The following is a 22,644-nucleotide window of genomic DNA, read 5'->3' as shown; positions in this document are numbered from 1 at the left end:
GTTGGGCTAAAGCCCCATAGGTATTGTGAACCTTTGGGGCTGTGTTTCGTTTTAATTAATCAATAAACCAGACGTCGTTTTTACGGTCATTCGTAATAACGTCTTGACCACCGATAACCCATATTTTATTATTGTAAACTACTGACTCATGAGACACTCTTCCCGAATAAGCTGACTCTTCGGTTGAGAGTAACCAATCTTTACCATCTTTACTGTACCAAATATCTGTTGCCTCTACTTTTCCTCCAAAACCAGCGATTACCCATATTTTATCATCAAAAACTACACTAGTATGTCCCCTTCGCTCGAAGCTATTTTCATCAATAAATGATGGTGCGTCATTTACTACAACCCAAGTAATTCCATCATTACTAGACATCACATTATTCGCTCCCTCATTAGCTCCTCCTATAACCCACATTTTGTCTTCAAAAACTACTGAAGTATGTCTTATCCTTAACTGGCCAATACCATCATCAGAAGCTAAGGTCCATACAGCACCATTATCACTAAACCATACTGCGCCTTCTTGGGTCAACCACATTTTGTCGTCAAAAACTATAACACTATGGCCACTAACATTACCAAAACCTGCCGAGTCAGTGACTAAATTCCAAGTTACGCCATCTTCACTATTCCAAACATCGCCAATAGGTCCTTCTGAATCAAACCCTCCAATTATCCATAATTTGTTATCAAAAACAATCATTTCGTGACGAATCCGTCCTGGCCATTCTGCGTTTTGTGTCACTAATACCCAGTTTACACCATCTTCGCTATTCCATATATCGTTGGTGCGACCTAATTCTAATGTAGCATCTTGAAATCCACCAGAAATCCAAACTTTATCCTGAAAAACTGTTGATGCAAAAGCAGACCTTCCTAAAAAATCAGCATTCTGAGTAGCATTTGAAAAGAAAACATTTCTAGTATCAAAACTTTGACTTTCACTCTCACTTTCCCCACCTTTACCATCGTTGGCCACTATCTTCCAGTTGTAATTTTCTAGGAGATTTAACCGTTCTTCCATTTCAAAACTTGTTGCGTTGGTCGTACCAATTAAAGTTGAGGGCGCAGCGGTTGTATCGGCATACACTTCATAGGTGATGGTATCGCCATCAGGGTCTGTTGCAGCCTGCCAACTAAAAGTCGGGCGTACATCAATATTTTCGGTATCGGGTGCGGGCGACACTAACGATACTTGTGTCGGGGCTTGGTTTTCAGGTTCGGGCTCTGGCATAGGTTGCGGTTGTGCAATAGGTTCTGGTACAGGCGTGTTGTCGTCTTTACTACAATTGTAAAAAGTGCTTAATACAAGTAATAAAACTGTTATTTTTAATAGGGCTTTCATAGTTTCCATTTTTAAAATTTTGATTTAATTACAATAGTTCATCGTTCGGCTAAACCCATCACCATTGGGCAATGCCACAAAGTCTTGCGCATATTGCCCTACGAAAAAAGGGAGTAGCCCAGTGGGGTAATCTTCTAACATTAAATGATGTGTGCTGTATAGCAGAATTATTTGCATACCATTGGGTAAAGCAGCAACTTCCCAATAGCCCGGTATTTGGTCTTCATCATAGCCACTGGCGTCCATACCGGGTACAGATATACCAAGATGTGCTGAACGGTATTCCACATATGAACCATCTGCACAAAACTGTATTTTGTTGCTAGCACTCCTACCCCCGCTGCCATCTCCACTAGAACTGCCTGAACTCAAAAGTGAGTTTGCCATAAAAGTTCTAAACTGCTGTGCTTTTTCTGTATCGAATTGCATTTGCCCGATATCAGTACCTAAAGCAGCTCTGACTTGTTGATGACCCGCAGCTAAATTTGAAGAAGCAGGATTTGGTGCGGGGTCAGGTGTTGGGTTTGGAGTCGGAGGCATTGTATGTGTTTCTTCTAAGCTCGCCAAGATTTCCTCAGGAGCTTCTTTAAACATCGCTATCAAGAGTAGTTTTTCACTTTGTATTTCTTCTTTTGATAGTTCGCCTGCGGCACTTAGGTCCGACAAATGTTTTTCCAAATGATTTTTAGTTAGCGAATACTCGCCTTGTACTGCAAGTACTTTGGAGTCTTGTGACGTTTGACAAGACACAATTGACATGCTAATGAAGAAGAATATGATGCTATTTATTTGTATCGTTTTCATACTATTATAAAATCTTATTGTTTCTTGATGCAAGGTTGCAATTCTGTTTTACCATTTATTCAGGGTTTTCCCTGAAATAAAAAACTCAGGGAAAACCCTGAGTTTTGTCCTTTGGTTTGACAACAAAAAGTTCGAATCCGCTGAGGTCTATTCTAGAAATTTCATGCAGTCCTTTTAATTGGGTGTTTATATAAAAAATAAGAAGTAATACGAATTCAAGAGCGACTAAAAGCCAAGGGTTTACCCCTTTCACCAAACTAGCTAATGGTTCTGATAGTAAGGCGGAAGTGTTTATAACAATTAAAGCGAGCAATACGATTGAAGTTTTCATGGTTCTAGTATTTCTAGTTATTTAGAGTTGCAAGTTGCTGAATACGAATAGGATATCCTTCAGGGTATTCCATGAAAAAGAAAATTCAGGGTTTTCCCTGAGGAGTGAAGTACGAGGCACGAAGTTGAAACAATAAAAAATCACCTCAACGGTCTTTGCGAGGAGCTGCTACAATGACTGACTAAACTATAAGGGTTACAGCAACGAAGCAATCTGTTTCATTGAAACACAAGCACCAGAAATAAACAGATTACTTCGTCGTGCCTCCTCGTAAAGACGTTTGGGTTTATCTTTGCTTCATGTTAAAGATTGCCTACCATCCCATCTACAAACACCATCTGCCAGACGGACATCGTTTTCCGATGTTGAAGTATGATTTATTGCCCAAGCAACTCTTACACGAAGGCACTTGTGAACCTGTAAACTTTTTTGAGCCTGAAATACCCAATGACAAATACATCGTTGCCGCTCATGACCCTGAGTATTTTTACGATTTGTTGAATATTAAAATTCCGCCAAAAGAAGCTCGAAAAATTGGTTTCCCCTTGACAGAAGATTTGGTAGAACGTGAACGTATTATTGCTGACGGCACACTAAAAGGTTGCGAATATGCCCAAGAACATGGCATTGCCATGAATATCGCCGGAGGTACTCATCATGCGTACACCAATCGTGGGGAAGCTTTTTGCATGCTGAATGACCAAGCGATTGGTGCAAGATATCTTCAGGCTAAGGGATTGGCTAAAAAAATTCTGATTGTTGATTTAGATGTGCACCAAGGCAACGGCACAGCTGAAATCTTTCAAAACGATGCTTCTGTTTTTACTTTTTCGATGCATGGAGCGAGCAATTATCCTTTTAAAAAAGAACAATCCGATTTGGATATTCCTCTTGAAAAAGGGACAGATGATGCTAGGTATTTGTCCATTTTAAAGGAAACACTTCCGAAGTTAATCGAACAGGAAAAACCAGATTTCATCTTTTACCTCTCTGGCGTCGATGTCATTGAAACAGATAAGCTGGGGACTTTAGGAATGACTATTGAAGGCTGTAAACAACGTGATGCATTTGTTTTAGAAACTTGTTACAAACTTCAAATTCCGGTACAATGTAGTATGGGTGGTGGCTATTCCCCAGATATTAAAACTATTGTTGATGCGCATGCGAATACGTTTCGGTTGGCGCAGCAGATTTATTTTTAAAAACTTGTCCCATAAAAAAGCTTCCTAAAATTTGGGAAGCTTTTTTATTTTTTTCATCCTAAGGAGTAAAAACACTTTTAGAAAATCAGATAGGTACTTAAAACCAACAGCGTGATTAATATCCCTACCACAGTAGCATACTTCCAAGGTGTGGTGTCAATAGCATCTGTAACATGAGGTACATATTCATCAGTTTTTGGTTTGACGGCACCTACAACAAGCATTATTATGATGTTTATTACAAACAGAATACCCATAATATGTAAAAAGTGCGGGTAAGCTTCCGCCTCTATAACTGCTAATTGAGCGGCATCGGTAATGCCATCCGCTTCAGCCTTCGCTAATGCAGATTTCACCATATTTGGTCCCAATCCAAGTAAGCTAATCAAGTACATTAGCACACCGCCTATTAAAACAATTTTGGCGCCAATAGCGGGTACTTTCTTAGTAAGAATACCAATAATAACGACAGCCAAAATCGGAACACTCAAACTACCTAAGGCCTGCTGAATGTAGGAGAATAATCCGTCAGGTGCATAGCGAATAAAAGGTGCTATTGACATAGAGACTATAGCTAGGCCAAGGCCAAAACGCTTTCCTGCCTTTACTGCTGTTTGCTCGGTTGCTCCACGATTAAAAAATTTCTTGTACAAGTCAAAACCAAATAAGGTAGCACTACTATTTAATAGACTATTGAATGAACTTAATATCGCTCCAAATAAAACGGCTGCAAAGAAACCTAAAAGGCTACCCGGTAAAACTCTTCGAACCAACTCAGGATAGGAGGCATCTGCATCGGTCAATTCAGAACCAAACATATTATATGCAATAATACCAGGCAATACCACAATAACGGGAATCAAGAATTTTACAAAGGCCGCTAGCATCATACCTTTCTGGCCTTCAGCTAAACTTTTAGCTCCAAATACACGTTGCAATATAGACTGATTCGTACCCCAATAATACATTTGTGCTATCATCATTCCTGTAAAAATCGTACCAACTGGAATGGAAGATGTTACATCGCCTGTGACATCAAATTTATCTTGATTCTCTATCCATAATTTTGAAATACCACCAGAAATACTGCCATCATCACTTATCATGGTTAAACCGAAATAAGGAATAAGTAGTCCTCCGATTAATAAGCCAATGGCATTAACAAGGTCAGAAACTGCTACCGCCTTAAGTCCGCCATAAATTGCATAAATAATTCCGATTAAACCGATACTCCAAACACAAATCCAATAAGCAGCAGTTTCAGAAACTCCGAGAGTCTCCGGTAATTCGAACATAGTAATAAATGCCTTAGAGCCTGCATACAAAATGGTCGGCAACAACACTATACCAAAAGCAATTAGAAACAAAACTGAAAGAATTGCCTTTGTATTTTCATCAAAACGACCTTCAATAAATTCGGGAATAGTGGTAATTCCTTTGTTCATGTATTTTGGTAAAAACCAAACTGCCGTAATTACCATTGCGATGGCCGCAAGAGTCTCCCAAGCCATTACCAAAATACCTTCAGAAAAAGCTTGTCCATTTAAACCTACTATTTGCTCTGCAGATAGATTGGTTAACAGCAGCGAACCCGCAATTGTGAGTGCTCCCAAACTACGCCCTCCAAGATAATAACCATCAGCTGTATTTTCATTTGTACCACGAGTAGAATACCAGGCTACACCAGCCACGAGAGCAGTAAAGCCTATAAAACTAAGAATTGCAAGCATATTGTATTGTTTGTTAGTTGGTTATGAATTGTTAATCTCCTTTATGACCCGACATGGGTTACCAGCGGCAACGACATTTTCAGGAATGTCTTTGGTAACAACACTTCCTGAACCAATGACACTATTATTGCCTATCGTCACACCTGGGTTTATAATTGCCCCACCACCAATCCATACATTATCTCCAATTCGAATCTCTTTTGCAAATTCGATTCCTGAATTGCGCTCTTTATATTCAAGAGGATGTGTGGCAGTAAAAATTTTGACTGCTGGAGCTAACATTACGTTTTTGCCAATATAAACAGGTGCAGCGTCTAATATAATACATCCAAAGTTTGCGTACGCATTTTCTCCCCAAAAAATGTTACTCCCGTAGTCACAAATAAAAGGATTTTCAATTAGGAATCTTTGCCCGGTTTCAGCAAAAAGCTCTTTAAAGAAGTGTTTCCGCTGTCGTTCTTTGTCTTCAGGAATTTCAGAAATGGTTCGAAGTATTTGCCTTGCTCTTGTTCTCGCTTTTCGCAATTCTTTATCATGAGGATTATAAGGTAGGCCTTGGACCATTTTCTCTTTTTCCGTCATGATAATAAGTTTTTAACTTTTTTCAGCAATTAAAATCCCGCAAGGCGGAATGGCAATTTCGAGAAGTCCTTTTTCAAACGCAAGCATAGATTCGGAAATTATATTGCCTCGACAATCGTAAACCTGACATTGATAATTCCCAAAGTCCTTTGTGTTTCTAATCACAATATGATTTGCTATTTGCGCATTATGAATATGAATGGAATTATCTGCATTTTCTAAAGTAGTTACATATTCCTCATAAACACCAATAATGGTTTTACCCTCTTTTGAAACACGTTGGGTAGGATAATTAGCTAAAGGTTTTGAAGGCACAAAATAACCGTTTAATAAAGTGTCTCTATTTTCATTCCAATATTGGGTATAAAACGCTATCATTTCAATATGCGTGTGAGGGGCATCATTTAGCATGATAGATAATTGCGGAACACCAAAAAGCGTATTGATTAATTGCAAGGCAGCAACCTCAACTTCTTCGTCATTATGCCATGTAATCATGTCAGCATGAGGAGCTGTATTGCCACAGAGCATTCTGATATCTGCAATTCGAACACGATTCATAACTGCATCACCTGGGCAATCAAAAGCACGAAACATGTTGCCATATTTTCGCATTGCAGGACCTGTATATTTTTGACGAAACTCGATAAAAATATCTGACTTAATAGCTTTAAGACGGGTGATAACATCAGTTAACAAGCGATCAACAGCCTCATTGATCGATGCATAATCACGTCCGTCTTTCTTTCCTAAAGGAGTAGATTCATAGATATGAAAGTCATCAATAAAATCAAGTTTGAATCCGTCTAAATTCCAAGCGTTTAAAGCATTGGTATATAAACCAATTAAATGCTCACGAACCTCAGGATAACGGGGATCAAAAACGGGAGCCCAACGATGTTCTTCAGTTAAAAACTTTCCTTTAAAATCTTGGTATGCTTTTGATTTTTTTCCACAGAAAGGAACAGAGTACCAGATGGCAGCTTTCATTCCAGTTGCCTTAATATTCTTAATCAAACTAGCCATCTCTGGGAACCTTTCTGGCTGCCAATCTCCCGTATAATCGTATCCGCGGTTAGAGTCATTGGTCTGCCAACCATCATCAATGATTATAGCTTCATAACCTATTTCATGCGCAATCTTGCATTCTTGCACTAGGGTTTCTTCTCTTAAGTTTTGATGAAATTGATACCAAGTTGAATAAACAGGTTTCTTTGCAATATCAGGAACTGAAGTAGGTTTCAATTCTTCAAAAGTTTCCCACCATTTTGAGACATCCCTCAAACAATCTGAAAAATGAAGGTTTCTAAAATCAATGCGAAGTTGGGCCTTAAAATTTTGAATTAGCTGTTCTTGTTCTGAGAAAAAAGTCATGTGACAATAGAAGTGATTGTCCTCTTCACGAAGTCGAGCATTCATTTCTAAAGTATTGATTGCGTTAGAGCAGGCAAAAGTCATCACATTACGATCGTCATTTCCGAATAAAGCAATTACTGGAGCATCGATTGAGATTCTAGATTCCATATGATCCAACTCCCAATCTGCTTGAATGCGTTTAGCAAAATCAGTTGTAGGTTTCCAAACTCCCTTAACGTTAATACCCGGTATTTTCCATGTAAGCTTTATAGGGTCTAAATAGAGAGGTTCTTTAGTATCTATCTCAAGATCGTAAAGAACAATCCCCTCTTTTGAAGGTATAGGTTTCAATGAAATATCTACATTCGAATTTACGCCTTCAATCACAACGTCTAATACTGCCAGAGCCGAGGTACTTATCATTTACAGTTTTTTTGAAAGTCATTAAAAAATGGGAATGAAACCTAGTTCCAAAATTCCTAATTTATGATATTCTATGCTAGAATAAAAAATATATTAAGATAATTACAATTTATTACAACTGGTCTCAATTCGATATCATATTCAGCTACAATCAAGGTTGCCAGTAAACCAAAAGCCAAGCAATTAGTATCACCTGGCTTTTTAGCTACTCAAACTTACTAAACTAACTCAACAAATATTACAGTGCTATGATACACTATGCTACAATACAAATGTAAAACATTATTTAATAAATTATTAAAAATTAAAATATAAATACCATTTCTAATCAGAAAAAAAGATCAAAAGGAGTTAAATTTATTAAATTTTAAATACTTTCTTCACTTGTTCAAATTATGTGTTTTTGTACATAATTAAGGCGCTCCGCTTTGAGGAATACATAATTTTTTGGAAGAATTTCGAAGAACTTGCCAAAAAAGCACAGTTTTTTTTATCTTTAAGTATATGATATTTCAATTTTTATAGTAAATTTGACCCAGTAGCATAGTGTATCATAGAACAAGAATTTTGAATACAGCTTTTGCTCACGTGTTGTTTCAACCCCAACACCACCTATTAAGTAATTAACTAACTTAAACTATTTGATTATGAAACAAAATTTCAAGAAACAAAGCAAATTTAGAGCTTTTGGCTTTTTCTTTGTTTTGGCGCTACTCTTTGGATCTCAATCCATGTATGCGCAAACAACAGTTACAGGAACTGTAACAGACGACCAAGGCCCCTTGTCTGGTGCTAGCGTTGTAGTTAAAGGAACAACCGTAGGAGCTGTGGCCGATTTTGATGGCAACTACTCTATTGATGTTCCCGATGGTTCAAATACTTTGATTTTTTCTTATGTTGGGTACTCAGCACAAGAAGTTGCCATTGATGGCAGATCTTCAATAAATGTTGTAATGCAAGAAGATGCCCAAGCCCTTAGCGAAGTGGTTGTTGTAGGGTATGGTACACAAAGAAAGGCGGATCTTACAGGAGCTGTTGGCTCCATCGGGTCCTCAGACATTGTATCCAAACCCCTTACCAGTCCTGACCAAGCCTTGGCAGGAACAATATCTGGTGTAAACATAACTAATAGAAGTGGTGATCCAGGCGCCCCTATAAGTGTTCGTATTCGTGGCATAGGCTCTCCTGGTGTAAATGATCCTTTATGGGTTATCGATGGAGTACCTATTGTTCAAACCACCAACATTACGGTTAACACCTCATCAACTACTGACTCAAACCCATTGGCCGGTCTTAACGCAAATGACATTAAATCTATTGATGTTTTAAAAGACGCTGCTTCAACTGCTATTTATGGAGCGAGAGCGGCTAACGGTGTAATTATAGTTACCACCAAAAGAGGAACTGCTGGTGATGCTAAGGTTACCTATGATGGCTACGTATCAAATGCCAGTACTCGCGATAGAATCGATGTTCTTAATGTTGAACAATTTATTGACATTCAGGGACAGTTAGGAAATGATTTTTCTGCATTCAGTGGAAGCCCAACTGTGGATTGGCAAGATTTGGTTTTCAAAAATGGACTTGTACAAAACCATAACGTCACTGTTAGTGGTGGTAGCGAAAAAGCAAATTATTTTATTTCAGGGGGGTATTTAGATCAAGAGGGTATTGAAAGACAACAAGCTTTTACTCGTTACTCGTTCAAAGCGAATTCTGATATTAAAGTAGGCAAAAGACTAAAGTTCGGAGAATCAATATTAATCAGTCAAACTGATCGTCAAGTTCAAAGTGAGCAAGGTATATTCGCTGGATTCGGGTCAGCTGCCAACGCTCCATATTATCAGCCATTTGGTGATGGTTCATTCGGATACAACCTTATAGATCCTTCAACTACTGGCGGAGCAAGTGCAACCAACTCTTTGTTTAACACTGATGATCGCTTTACTAAAACGACCATTCAAACACGAAAAATACTTGCTAACTTTTATGGTGAACTAGGAATATTTGACGGTTTGAAATTAAGAACCTCTTTAGGTGCTGATTATAATGTCGGTGTTGGCGAGTATTTTACCAGTACAGCTACATTAGCCAATCAAACAGGATCTTCGTTATTAGTTTCATCACGACCAATAGAATTAACCTTAACAAGTGCAGCAACACTACAATATGATAAAACCTTTGGCGATGGTGACCATAATATCGGAGCTCTTTTCGGTTTTGAGCAGACTAAATTTCGTTTTGATAAAGTAAGACTTCAAGGTCGTGATTTATTTAATGAAAATTTTGCTTCTACTGGTAATGCTGTTGCTGGAGCTAATGAAGCAGATTTATGGACTTTACAAGGATGGTTAGGTCGTTTGACGTATAACTATCAAGGTAAATATTTGGCAACCTTCAACATGAGACGTGATGCCACATCAAGATTTGCTCCCGGAAATAGAGATCAAATATTTCCATCTGTTTCGTTAGGTTGGAGAATTACTGACGAAGATTTCTTTCCAGAAAGTTCAGCCGTCAACGAGCTTAAGATTAGAGCAGGCTGGGGCCAATCTGGTAATCAATTCACAGGTTTGAATTTTGCTTATTTAAGTGCCATTGACAATAACATACGCTATGTAGTAGGAGACGATCAAGGAAGTGTTATCGCTCCTGCTCCTACAACATTTGCCAATGAAGATCTAAAATGGGAAACAAGTACTCAATTTGATATTGGTTTAGATGCAAGTTTTTTAGATAATAAATTATCTGCAACAATTGACTATTACAACAAAACTACAGATGATGTACTTCTTGGTTTTCCACTTCCATTTGTTTCTGGTTTCTTTTTATCAGCCGATGCGAATATTGGGCAAATCAAAAACTCTGGTATAGAATTCTCATTTAACTATGGAGATCAAATAGGAGATTTCAACTATAACTTTGGAGGAAACATTACAACTGTTAAAAATGAAGTTACCGACTTAGGCCCTATTCCACAAATCATTAGTGGTATTGGTGGCCAACAAACACATAGAACTATCGTTGGTGAAAGTCTTGGCCATTTCTATGGATACAAAACAGATGGTCTTTACCAAAATGCTGCTGAAGTAGCAGCCGCCTTGCCTGATGCAAACGGAACCCCATCTCCAGGTGATGTTCGTTTTGTTGATGTAAATGGTGATGGTCAAGTTAATGCCGATGACCGAACCATTATTGGTAATCCATTTCCAGGATTCTTTTATGGTTTCAATTTCAATGCAGAGTACAAAGGCTTAGATTTTTCTGTAAATTTCAGAGGAGTTGGAAACAAGCAAGTATATAATTCTGCTAGAATTGGATTAGAAGGTTACTCAGGCACAGGTAATTTTAGCACACAAGTTCTAGACCGCTGGACATCGGAAGGATCTACAAATTCAAGCTCAAATCCTAGATTAGTAGCTAACGATCCTAACGGCAATAACCGTTTCTCTGATCGTTGGGTTGAGGATGCTGGATATCTTCGTATTCAGAACATTCAATTAGGATATAGCTTGTCTCAAGACAAATTACGATCATGGAGTAAAGATTTCATATCGAATATGCGATTTTATGTAGGCGCACAGAACTTGGCCACCTTCACAAAATATACAGGATATGACCCTGAAGTCGGACGTACACAGAGTTTCCAAAAAGGTGATTTCACTTTGGCTACTGGCCAAGATGGTGGGGCCTCTCCCTTTCCTAGAATTATTCAAGTAGGTTGGTCAGTTACCTTTAATTAATAATATAAATAGTTATGAAATACATTATGAAAAAAGCACAAATACTAGTTGCAGGGCTTTGCCTCTTAGTCGGCATATTCTCGTGTAGCGACGAACTTGATCTTCAACCGTTAGATCGTTTGACGGCAGATACTTTTTATAAAACCAGAACTGATTTTGACGGAGCCATTTTTGCCTCTTACTCTTCAATACAAGATCTCTGGGGAACCAGTACTGAAACACTGTCAGAGCGAGGAGAATTCTGGAAATTATCTATGGTAATAACCGATGATGTAGCAGCCGATCCACTGACCTCTGATCAAATTTCACAAGACATCGACGCGTTACAGATTCGAGCTAGTGATGTGCCGTATGCAGCAGCATACACGCAACTTTACGAAGGTATTTTTAGAGCAAATTTGGTGCTTCAAAATATGGAGGGCGAAAATGATTTAACAGCGGAAGATAAAACAGTTTTAGCTGCAGAAGCTAAATTCTTAAGAGCCTGGTTCCACTTTCAAGCCTTAAAAATGTTTGGCACTCCTCCCGCAGCTTTGGAAATTAAAACTGGAATTAATGACCAAGCATTACCTAATGCAACGCAAGATGCACTTTACACAGCTATTTTAGCAGATTTTGCCGACGCAGCCGCAGGATTGCCCGACTCATGGGATAGTGGTAATACGGGTAGAGCAACTGCATGGGCAGCTCGTTCATATATTGGAAAAGTAAATGTTTGGAAAGAAGATTGGGTAGCCGCTATTCCAGCTTTAGCAGATGTCGTTGACAATGGCCCTTATATGTTAATGCCTAATTACGAAGACAACTTCAATTTCAACACTGAAAATAATGCGGAATCGATTTTTGAGGTACAATATGGTGGTCCTTTTTCAGATGACAACCTTTGGGTATTTGATGATACGCACTCTGAAGATTTCAAAGCTTCTCAAGGTACTGGCAGGGGTTGGTACTGGGATGCCGGTAATGGTGCTCCTGCAGGCAAACTAGGTTGGTGGGCACCAACGCAGGATTTAGTTGATGCTTTCGAAGCAGGTGATCTTAGGGCTCAATCTATATTCTATCAAGCTGGTGATATGTATTACACGTATGACGGCGGTGGCCAACAAGAGTTGCCTTACGACGATTCGTGGTCTGCAAATGGCCTAACCTTGAAAAAATATAGAGGTCAAAATAATACTGTCGCGGGAAATCATGCACCTAACGGTCAAGCAGATTTTAACAATGAACGTTGGTTAAGATTTGGAGAGTTGAAATTGCTATATGCTGAAGCTTTGATAAGAGGTGGTGGTGATTTAGGTATTGCTGTTCAGCAAATTCAAGACATTAGAGACAGAGCAGGGTTAACCGCAGCAATGGCTCCAATGGACGCGGACCCATTAACTGCACTAATGAACGAAAGAAGGCTTGAATTAGCTACAGAACCACATAGATGGTTTGATATTACAAGATGGGGTATTGGATCTCAGGTTTTCGGAGCTGCTTGGGATGACAGATATAATGTTTTTCCTTTCCCACAGTCTGAAATAGATCGCTCAGGAGGTATGCTAAATCAAAATGCTGGTTACTAATACAGAACACTAGTCATTTTGTATCTATAAGAGGAATCCAATCTATTTTAAGAGATTGGATTCCTTTTTTTAATCCTTTGTAATTATATTCGTCAGATGCTCCCAAAGAATAAAAAAAGACGATTTCTTTTCGCAATTTGGCTTGGCTTTGCTATCAGCCTTAGCTCTTGCCAAAAAGTTGAGAACAATTTATTTTCCGAATTATCTTCTAAGCATACAGGAGTTACTTTTAATAATGCCTTAGTCATTGGCGGGGAGCCAAGCGTACTTGAATTTGAGTATATGTACAATGGTGCAGGCGTAGCAGTTGCTGATTTTGATCAAGACGGCTTACAAGATTTATACTTCACCGGAAATATGGTAAGCAATCGGCTTTATCATAATCTTGGCGATTTTAAGTTTGAAGATATTACAGAAGCCTCTAATTCTGGCTCTAAGAATTGGTCTAATGGGGTTTCCATAATAGACATCAATCAAGATGGCTATCCTGATATTTATATTTGTAGAGGAGGTCCTAGAGGCTCTACAGGCTCCGAAAGAGCTAATCTTCTATTTATCAATAATGGTGTTCAAGACGGTAAACTAGAATTCACGGAAGAGGCTAAAAAATGGGGCTTAGACGATGAAAGTTATTCCGTTCAAGCGAACTTCTTTGATTACGATGGTGATGGAGATTTAGACATGTATTTATTGAGCAATGCACTAGTTGATTTTAATCGAAATACATCGAGACCTAAAGATCGAACGGGCAAAGCACCATCTGCAGACAAGTTATTCAGAAATAATGGCGACGAAACCTACACCGAGGTTTCTAAAGAAGCAAATATTCTTATTGAAGGTTTTGGTTTAGGTGTTGAAGTTTGCGACATGAATCAAGATGGCTGGCCAGATATTTATGTGTCAAATGATTTCCTAACGGATGATTTTCTATATATCAACCAAAAGGATGGAACTTTCAATAATGAAATTGACAACTACATGCAGCACCTTACCTTCAATGGCATGGGGAACGATATAGCTGATATTAATAATGACGGTCTTATGGATGTAGTAGTTCTTGACATGCTACCCCCAGATAACAAACGTTGGAAACTTACTATGATGGGTAATAATTATGATGAGTTTCAAAACGCTCGTGATGATGGTTACCAACCGCAATATATTCGAAATACACTTCAGTTAAATAATGGAAACGGCTCCTTTAGCGAAATAGGACAAAGTGCTGGAATTTCTGCCACAGAATGGAGTTGGAGTGCCTTGTTTGCCGACTATGATCATGACGGACAAAAAGACCTTTTCATTACCAACGGGTATCGACAAGACATTACCAATCTTGATTTCATGGTGTATGGAAACAAAGTTTTAACCATGGGTACAGAAGAAGCTAATCGCAAACAACGCTTGGAAGCTCTAAACAAATTACCCGGCATCAAACTTCACAATTATCTTTATAAAAATGAAGGAAATCTTCAATTTAAAGATATATCCAAAAAATCGGGTTTTACAAAACCGACCTATTCAAATGGCTCCGCCTATGCTGATCTTGATAATGACGGCGATTTGGACTTAGTAATAAATAATATTGACGATCCTGCGGGTATATTTGAGAACAATACAAAAATTGACAGCACAAATTCCTATCTGAAATTTCATTTTAAAGGTATCTCCCCTAATATAGAAGGTATTGGCAGTCAGGTCGAAATCTTTTATGGCGGTCAATTACAAAAACAATATTTTACTCCCTATCGGGGATACCTTTCTACAGTGGAAAACTCGCTTCATTTCGGATTAGGAAATGTAGCTCAAGTTGATAGTGTAAAAGTTACTTGGCCGAATGGAAACGAGCAAGTTCTAAAGCAGGTCAAAACGAATCAAGAAATTGTTCTTCATCAAATCGATGCAGTTAAAAAAGAGCTCCAAAAGAAAAAAAAGGAATCACAGTTATTCCAAGAAATGGATAGTATCGGATTAGCATTTACACATCAAGAAAACGAATTTGTCGACTATAAAGTACAAGCTCTTCTCCCTCATATGCATTCTAAAAATGGCCCTGGCATGGCGGTTGGCGATGTAAATGGAGATGGTTTGGAAGATCTTTATATTGGTGGTGCCTCAGGTCAGGCAGGAGTCCTAAAAATTCAACAAGCAGATGGAACTTTTACAGAAAAAATCCTAAAAGATGAAAACTATGAAGATATGGGTGTCTTGCTTTTTGATGCCGACGGTGATAATGATCAAGATCTATATGTCGTGAGTGGCGGTTCATCCCATGAAAATGGAAATCCTTTATATCAAGACCGTATTTATCAAAACGACGGTTCAGGCGAGTTCGCAAAAGTTAATGCACTCCCAGTATCTTATGCTAGTGGTTCTACCGTAAACGGAGCTGACTATGATAAAGATGGTGATATTGATCTCTTTATTGGAGGTAGAGTGCGCCCAGGAGAATATCCTATGCCTCAAGAAAGTGTTTTACTTAAAAATGAAAGTACATCTGGTAAAATCCAGTTTATAAAAGACAGTCAATCCATTAACCAGGTTTTTAAGGACTTAGGAATGGTGACCTCCGCATTATGGACAGATTTCAACAACGATTCTTGGCCTGATCTAATAGTGGTTGGCGAATTTATGTCTATTCGCTTTTTTCAAAACACTTCTGGTCAGTTAGCGGAAGTAACCGAAAATTCTGGTTTACATAATACAAACGGTTGGTGGAATAGCATTACTTCAGGCGATTTTGACAATGATGGTGATACCGACTATTTACTAGGTAACTTAGGACTAAATTCAAGATATAAGGCAAGTGCACAAGAACCACTATGCATCTACGCCAGTGATTATGACAAGAATGGTCAAATTGATCCTGTAATGTGTTACTACGTTGATGGTGAAAATTATATTGCACATTCAAGAAATGATCTTATCGATCAAATTAATGCGATGCGAGTTCGTTTCCGCACCTATTCTGATTATGCGAATGCCACTTTTGAAGAGTCATTTACCAAAGAAGAAATAGCAGAAGCGCACGTCGTAAAAAGTGAGACTTTTAAGAACAGCTACCTTGAAAATTTAGGAGATGGCAAATTCGAACTCCATGAATTACCCATAAAAGCTCAGATCGCACCCATGTACGGAATGACCACACGCGACTACAATCAAGACGGAAATCTAGATGCTTTAATCGTTGGCAATTTTTATAGTGGAGAGGTCTTTACAGGTCGCTACGATGCCTCTATTGGTTGGTTACTTCAGGGAGATGGAAAAGGAAATTTTGAAAGTGTTGATGTCAGTAAAAGCGGTTTTTTCGTGTTGGGAGATGCTAAAAGCCAAGTCAACATATTTACAAATAACCAAGAGTTAACTATTTCAGGAATAAACAATGAGAAGTTGAAAACTCACTCAAGAAGGATTGAGGGGCAAAAGATATTTTTACCCTCAACAAATGATGTAGGCGCTTTAATAGAATTCGAAAATGGAAAGATTCAGAAAAAAGAATTCCATTTCGGCTCAAGTTATCTCTCGCAAGGCAGTAGAAAGCTATTGATCCCAAAAAATGCTAGTACTATTCGGGTTATTGATATCAGTGGAAATGAAAGAGAAATTTTGGTAGAGCAATGAGAAGGATAGGAATCTTATTAAGTCTAATCGTTGTCTTTAGCTCTTGCGAATCTAAGAAATCGCAACGCTTTCATTTACTTGATGCGTCACAAACGGGCATCAATTTTAATAATGAAATCATAGAGAATGATAGCATAAATGTATTTCAGTATATGAATATATATACTGGAGCTGGTGTTGCTGTAGGAGATATGAATAACGACGGACTAACCGATGTTTACTTCAGTGGTAATATGGTTTCGGGCCGTTTATACCTCAACAAAGGGAACTTCAAATTCGAAGATGTTACAGAAAAATCTGGTCTCTTGAACAACAGCTGGGGAACAGGCGCGACAATGGTTGATGTTAATCAAGATGGATTTCTAGACATATATGTTGCCGTTTCTGGAGGGGCTGCGGAACCCCAACGAGCAAATCTGCTTTATATCAATAATGGTGATTTAACTTTTACTGAGAAAGCAAAAGATTATGGTTTAGCAGATACGCGTCAATCCATGCATTCTGCCTTTTTTGATTATGACAAAGACGGAGATTTAGATATGTATCTCTTAGTGAATCCTGCTGCCTACGAAAACAAAGTGAATTCTAGTAACCCTAGAATACTTGACGGATCGTCTGTAAGTAACGACCGTCTCTATCGCAATGAAGGCAATGGAAAATTTACCGAGGTATCACAAGAAGCGGGCATCTTAGTCGAAGGTTACGGACTAGGTGTAGGTATATCAGATATAAATGGAGATTCTTGGCCTGACATTTATATTTCCAACGATTTTATTGGGAACGATATTCTATATATAAATCAAGGAGATGGCACTTTTAAAGATCAAATCGCTGACTATATCAACCACACTTCCTATGCAGGAATGGGGAACGCAATTACAGACATCGACAATAATGGTAAACCAGATATCATGGTCCTCGATATGCGTCCCGAAGAAAACGAAAGACAAAAATTGATTATTTCTTCCACGGGATATGATCGTTTTCAAATGATGCTAGCTGCTGGTTACCAAGCCCAATACAGCAGAAATACATTACAACTTAATTTAGGCGAGGGGAAATTTGCTGAAATAGGAAATATGGCTAGGTTAAGCAGTACAGATTGGAGTTGGAGTTCACTGTTCGCAGATTATGATAACGACGGATACAAAGATTTATACATTACGAATGGATTTCTTCGTGACTTAGGTGACCTTGACTACATTCACTATCAGGGTATATATGATAATCCGCTGGGTGAGTGGGATGCCAAAATCAATCAGAAATTAAGCTCTATTAAGGCACTTCCGCCAGCTAAACTAAACAACTATGCTTATAAAAATAATGGTGATTCGACCTTTGAAAAAGTTTCTGAAAATTGGGGAATAACCGATGCAAGTTGTTCTAACGGAGCGGCATATGCGGATTTAGATAATGATGGAGATTTAGATTTAGTGATCAATAATGTCAACCAACCCGCCTTTGTCTATGAGAATAAGAATTCCAAAGAAAAAACAAATCATTATCTGCAAATCAAACTAAATGGGAAGAAAGGAAATCTTCAAGGCATTGGAACAAAAATAAAATTAACCACTAAAACAGGAAGTCAGCATGAGCAATATTTCCTTAGTAGGGGCTATGAATCTAGTGTCGATCCTACTCTGCACTTTGGCTTAGGCCAAGATGTCAATGTGGAAAGTATTGAAATTTTGTGGCCTGATGATTCATTTGAGTTACTCGAAAACATATCAGCTGATCAAGTATTGACTATCGATTATCAAAACGCATCGGAGGAAGAAGTTCCTATGGAAACATCCTTTCAAAAATCTTTATTTTCAGAGGTTTTGACAATATTAGATACCACTTTTCATCACCTAGAAGACAACGTGGTTGACTTTAAACTTCAACCTATTATTCCACACATGCATTCCAGAAACGGCCCAGGTGTATCTGTTGGAGATGTAAATAATGATGGGTTAGAAGATTTTTATGTGGGAGGCGCCGCGGGGCAATCTGGAGTTCTATATACTCAAAAAGATGATGCTTCATTCACCATGTCTGATTGGTCCGTTGATTCAGAATTTGAAGATATGGGAACCCTATTCTTCGATGCCAACAGTGATGGGCATTCAGATTTATATGTAGTGAGCGGTGGGGTGCAATTATCCGAAAAAGAGGTTTATCAAGACCGACTTTATTTGAATAATGGAAAAGGTGATTTTTCAAAATCAGATGCGCTCCCTGAAATAAAAATTAGCGGTTCGACCGTCAATGCTGTGGATTTTGACCATGATGGAGATTTAGATTTATTTGTTGGAGGACGAGTAGACCCAGGAAAATATCCGATGCCTGTAAAAAGTTATTTATTAGAAAACCTTTCGAATGAAGGTGCTGAAAATCTTAAATTCAGAGATATAAGTGATGATGTTAAAGGCTGGGATAAACTCACCATGGTTACTTCGGCCCTATGGACAGATTATGATTCCGACGGATGGTCCGACCTAATCGTCGTCGGTGAGTTTATGCAAATTGAGTTTTTCCATAATGAAAATGGAAAGTTAGTTCGCGAAACATCCAAAACTGGTCTTACAAAAACAGAAGGTTGGTGGAATAGTATTAATGGAGGTGATTTTGATGGTGATGGTGATACCGATTACGTTTTGGGTAATCTTGGCCGCAACCACAAGTACCATGCATCCGCTGACAAACCCCTTTGTATTTATGCCAAGGACTATGATAAAGACGGAAATATCGATCCTGTGATGTGTTTTTATAATGGAGATGAGAACTATATCGCACATACACGAGATGAACTTATTCGTCAAATTAGCGCCATGCGTTCTCGATTTAAAACTTACAAATCATACGCCGAAACTCCCTTCGAAAAATCTTTTTTACCAGAAGAACTTAAGGATGCTTATGTGGTGAAAAGTCATAATTTTGCTAGTAGTTACCTAGAGAACTTAGGCGATGGAAAGTTTAAAATAAGTGACTTACCTATTGCTGCACAAATTGCTCCGATTGAAGGTATACTAATTAAGGATATTGATTTAGATGGAAAGGAAGACGTCATTTTAACAGGTAATTCGTATTCAACCGAAGTCGCTACAGGAAGGTATGACGGACTAAAAGGATTGGTTTTAAAAGGGAAAGGAGATGGCAGCTTTGAAACACTTTCTTTGGAAAAAAGTGGATTTGTAAATGACTTTGATGGAAGCGGGTTGGCATCTATTAGAAATAGTAAGGGTGAACTTCAAATTCTAGTGGCAAATAATAATGGCCCCTTGAAAATTTTCATAAAAAACACATCCGAAGAAAATAATGAAGTAATTTATGCATCAAAAGAAACCGTATATGCCGATATTTATTTCGAAAATGGCAAGATTTTGAGAAAAGAATTCTACTACGGTTCGGGCTATCTATCAAATAGCTCTCGTAGTTTTCAAATACACGATCAAATAAAGGAAATCAGATTTACAGATGCAGCAGGAAAAACAAAAACAGTTTATACTAACAGTAAAATTAACTAGCCTTTTACTTTTCGCTTTTGTGGTTATCACTTCTTGTGGTACGAAACACAATCAAGAAGGTTTAGACACTTATTTTGAAGGTACTATTACAGAATACAACCGAAAGCTTACCGATGTCATTGTAGCCGATATTTTCACACCTCCTGTTGCTAGTAGAATTTACGCCTATGCAAATATCGCCGCCTACGAAGGTATTCGTTTTATCGAAGTCGAAAGACCATCTTTGGTAGGTCAGTTGAATCACTTAAACATATCTAGCAAACCTGATCCTAGTAAAAAGTACAACTACCCCCTAACCTCTCTAGTAGCATTCACAGAAACGGCTAAATCTTTAGTGTTTGATTTGGAGCGGATTGATATTATGCAACAACAATTGCTTAAAGAAGTTCAAGAAATTGGTATAGACGAAGATATTTATGACAACTCTGTTTCCCTTGGAAAAGAAATAGGAGCAGAAATACTAAAACGCGCTGGTACTGATGGGTATTTAAGACGTACGGCCCTACCCCGATTTAGTGTTTCAGATGACCCTGGCCGTTGGAGACCTACTCCCCCTGACTATATGGAAGCTATTGAGCCCCACTGGAGAACAATAAAACCTTTTGTACTCGATTCGGCCAGTCAGTTTGACCCAGGCTCACCAACTCAATTTGATCTTTCTAAATCTTCTAAATTCTACAATGAGGCTATGGAAGTGTATGAGACAGTAAAAAACCTCGATACCACTCAGGTAAATATTGCCAAATTTTGGGATTGCAATCCTAATATCTCAACTACGAAAGGTCACGTGATGTACTTTCAACAACAAATCTCTCCTGGTGGCCATTGGGTGCATATTACAGCCCAAATTTTAGATGAAAAAGAATCTTCATTGGTTGAATCAGCGGCAACCTTGTCTCAAGTTAGTATAGCCATCGCAGATGCATTTATTAGCTGTTGGGATCAAAAATATAAGAGCAATCTAACTAGACCCGAAACCTTTATTAATGAATATATCGATCCAGATTGGGCGCCCATATTACAAACTCCCGCCTTTCCTGAGCATACTTCGGGACATAGCGTAGCTTCATCGGCAGCAGCAACAGTTTTGACCGATATTTTTGGTGATAATTATGCTTTTGTTGATGCCACTGAGGTTCCGTACGGGCTTCCTATAAGGAGCTATCAATCTTTCAATCAAGCGGCCGCAGAAGCAGCGATTAGCCGATTATATGGAGGGATTCATTATAAACCAGCTATTGAACTTGGGGTTTTGCAGGGGAAACAAGTGGGACAACATACGCTTTATAAAATTAACCTCAAAGCACCTAAATTCTCCTACAAAGAATGACGCTTGATTAAGTTAAACGGTATTATTTCTTGAGTGAAATCTTGATTTTTAATATGATTTGCAGCTCTTCTAGCCATATCTTTGAAGTCTATTGAAATGGTCGTAATTCCCCCAAAAGCAATCTCCTTGACTACATGATCATTATGAGAAAGAATTCCTACATGGTTTCCGATTGTATATTCATTGTTACGACAATCACGCAATACCTCCCAAAGATACGTATCGCCGGTAAAGAAATACAAAACCCCTTTTTTAACTGAGCCCGGTTTATATTTTTTTTCAACCCCGCCATGAATACTATAATCTGATATGAATTTTCGGTAAGCATTTCGAATCCCTATAGGGTAGTCACTAGTTTTATTAAAGAAAAGTATCATCTTTTTGTATTTTCTAATTAGTGGTAATAGCTCCACTAATTTTTGATAAGTAGTATCCTCAAATTCCTGGCAGATATAAGAATACTCTGCATCCATTTCCAAATACCGATCTATAATTAATAGCTTATTAGCACTAATACTTTGTAATAACGGCCGTAGTGTTGGGTCTGGAATAGGTGCAATCACGTACATGCCATACTTACCCAAAATATTAGTTAGAATAGTCTCAAAAATCTCAGAATTATTGTGATGAAAAAACACATCTATCTGAAAACGCTTTCCCAATTCTTTCCGAAAAGTATTATAAAATTCTTCTTGAAAACGATGAAAAGAAAACATAAGCAATGCCACCCTTAATGTTACCTTAGTTTCTTGACTAATAATAAAGTATCCCTTGAGTTTTTTTGACTCAACTAAGCCTCGATCTTTTAACTCCTCATAAGCCTTAACTATAGTCTTTCGGGCAAAACCTATCTCTCCTACCATTTGATTAATCGATGGCAGCTGATCCCCTACCTCAAGTATACCAGAATCAATTGCTTCTATAATACCATGAACCAATTGTTCATGTTTAGAAAGGGTATTTATACTACTAAGGCTTTTTATCTTATCTATTAAAGACATCTTCAAATATTAAGGAAACAGAGTGGATTTTACCATTTGGCTGTATGACGTGAAAATACGAAATAAATGGAAAAACCACTTGCACAACAAAGACCC

General features: G+C 38.2%; 13 protein-coding genes. 6 read left to right on the top strand and 7 right to left on the bottom strand.

Features of this window, described 5'->3' with window-relative positions:
* Positions 1-55: 55 nt before the first annotated feature.
* The 3 genes from ACKWCD_RS09400 to ACKWCD_RS09390 form a co-directional block, all read right to left on the bottom strand.
* Positions 56-1,351 carry a Kelch repeat-containing protein gene (locus ACKWCD_RS09400; protein WP_413983687.1) on the bottom strand — a complete coding sequence of 432 codons (1,296 nt, stop codon included), beginning with the start codon at positions 1,349-1,351 and terminating at the stop codon, positions 56-58.
* Between the two features lie 24 nt (positions 1,352-1,375).
* Entirely contained in the window at positions 1,376-2,155 is a 780-nt protein-coding gene (locus ACKWCD_RS09395; RefSeq protein WP_413983686.1) for a hypothetical protein, read from the bottom strand.
* An 85-nt stretch (positions 2,156-2,240) separates the two neighbouring features.
* The gene (locus tag ACKWCD_RS09390) at positions 2,241-2,486 is read right to left on the bottom strand and encodes a hypothetical protein (protein WP_413983685.1); all 246 of its coding nucleotides are present in this window, start codon (positions 2,484-2,486) and stop codon (positions 2,241-2,243) included.
* Positions 2,487-2,785: 299 nt separating this feature from the next.
* Here ACKWCD_RS09390 and ACKWCD_RS09385 point away from each other — a divergent pair, with 299 nt between their 5' ends.
* The gene (locus ACKWCD_RS09385) at positions 2,786-3,688 is read left to right on the top strand and encodes a histone deacetylase family protein (RefSeq protein WP_413983684.1); all 903 of its coding nucleotides are present in this window, start codon (positions 2,786-2,788) and stop codon (positions 3,686-3,688) included.
* 77 nt (positions 3,689-3,765) lie between these two features.
* On the opposite strand, the gene ACKWCD_RS09380 is transcribed toward ACKWCD_RS09385, so the two are convergent.
* From ACKWCD_RS09380 to ACKWCD_RS09370, 3 genes are read right to left on the bottom strand one after another with little or no spacing between them, the layout of a single operon-like run.
* A complete protein-coding gene (locus ACKWCD_RS09380; RefSeq protein WP_413983683.1) occupies positions 3,766-5,418 on the bottom strand; it encodes a solute:sodium symporter family transporter in 1,653 nt (550 codons plus the stop codon).
* A gap of 21 nt (positions 5,419-5,439) precedes the next feature.
* Entirely contained in the window at positions 5,440-6,000 is a 561-nt protein-coding gene (locus tag ACKWCD_RS09375; RefSeq protein WP_413983682.1) for a sugar O-acetyltransferase, read from the bottom strand.
* A 12-nt stretch (positions 6,001-6,012) separates the two neighbouring features.
* Positions 6,013-7,779: a glycoside hydrolase family 36 protein gene (locus ACKWCD_RS09370; protein ID WP_413983681.1), complete on the bottom strand. Its 1,767-nt coding sequence runs from the start codon at positions 7,777-7,779 to the stop codon at positions 6,013-6,015.
* Between the two features lie 647 nt (positions 7,780-8,426).
* Here ACKWCD_RS09370 and ACKWCD_RS09365 point away from each other — a divergent pair.
* From ACKWCD_RS09365 to ACKWCD_RS09345, 5 genes are all read left to right on the top strand, one after another.
* The gene (locus ACKWCD_RS09365) at positions 8,427-11,522 is read left to right on the top strand and encodes a SusC/RagA family TonB-linked outer membrane protein (protein ID WP_413983680.1); all 3,096 of its coding nucleotides are present in this window, start codon (positions 8,427-8,429) and stop codon (positions 11,520-11,522) included.
* A 26-nt stretch (positions 11,523-11,548) separates the two neighbouring features.
* A complete protein-coding gene (locus ACKWCD_RS09360) occupies positions 11,549-13,090 on the top strand; it encodes a RagB/SusD family nutrient uptake outer membrane protein (protein ID WP_413983679.1) in 1,542 nt (513 codons plus the stop codon).
* Between the two features lie 96 nt (positions 13,091-13,186).
* Positions 13,187-16,708 carry a VCBS repeat-containing protein gene (locus ACKWCD_RS09355; RefSeq protein ID WP_413983678.1) on the top strand — a complete coding sequence of 1,174 codons (3,522 nt, stop codon included), beginning with the start codon at positions 13,187-13,189 and terminating at the stop codon, positions 16,706-16,708.
* On the top strand, positions 16,705-20,217 hold the full coding sequence (locus ACKWCD_RS09350) for a VCBS repeat-containing protein (RefSeq protein ID WP_413983677.1): 3,513 nt from the start codon (positions 16,705-16,707) through the stop codon (positions 20,215-20,217). The genes ACKWCD_RS09355 and ACKWCD_RS09350 overlap by 4 nt, the downstream gene beginning before the upstream one ends.
* Entirely contained in the window at positions 20,168-21,547 is a 1,380-nt protein-coding gene (locus ACKWCD_RS09345; RefSeq protein ID WP_413983676.1) for a vanadium-dependent haloperoxidase, read from the top strand. The genes ACKWCD_RS09350 and ACKWCD_RS09345 overlap by 50 nt, the downstream gene beginning before the upstream one ends.
* Here the strand turns inward: ACKWCD_RS09345 and ACKWCD_RS09340 are convergent.
* Positions 21,535-22,548 carry a GntR family transcriptional regulator gene (locus tag ACKWCD_RS09340; protein ID WP_413983675.1) on the bottom strand — a complete coding sequence of 338 codons (1,014 nt, stop codon included), beginning with the start codon at positions 22,546-22,548 and terminating at the stop codon, positions 21,535-21,537. The genes ACKWCD_RS09345 and ACKWCD_RS09340 overlap by 13 nt on opposite strands.
* Positions 22,549-22,644 lie beyond the last annotated feature (96 nt).

This window comes from Maribacter taeanensis (genome assembly GCF_047345145.1).
GTDB lineage: Bacteria > Bacteroidota > Bacteroidia > Flavobacteriales > Flavobacteriaceae > Maribacter_C.
This window is presented reverse-complemented; position numbering and strand designations above follow the sequence as displayed.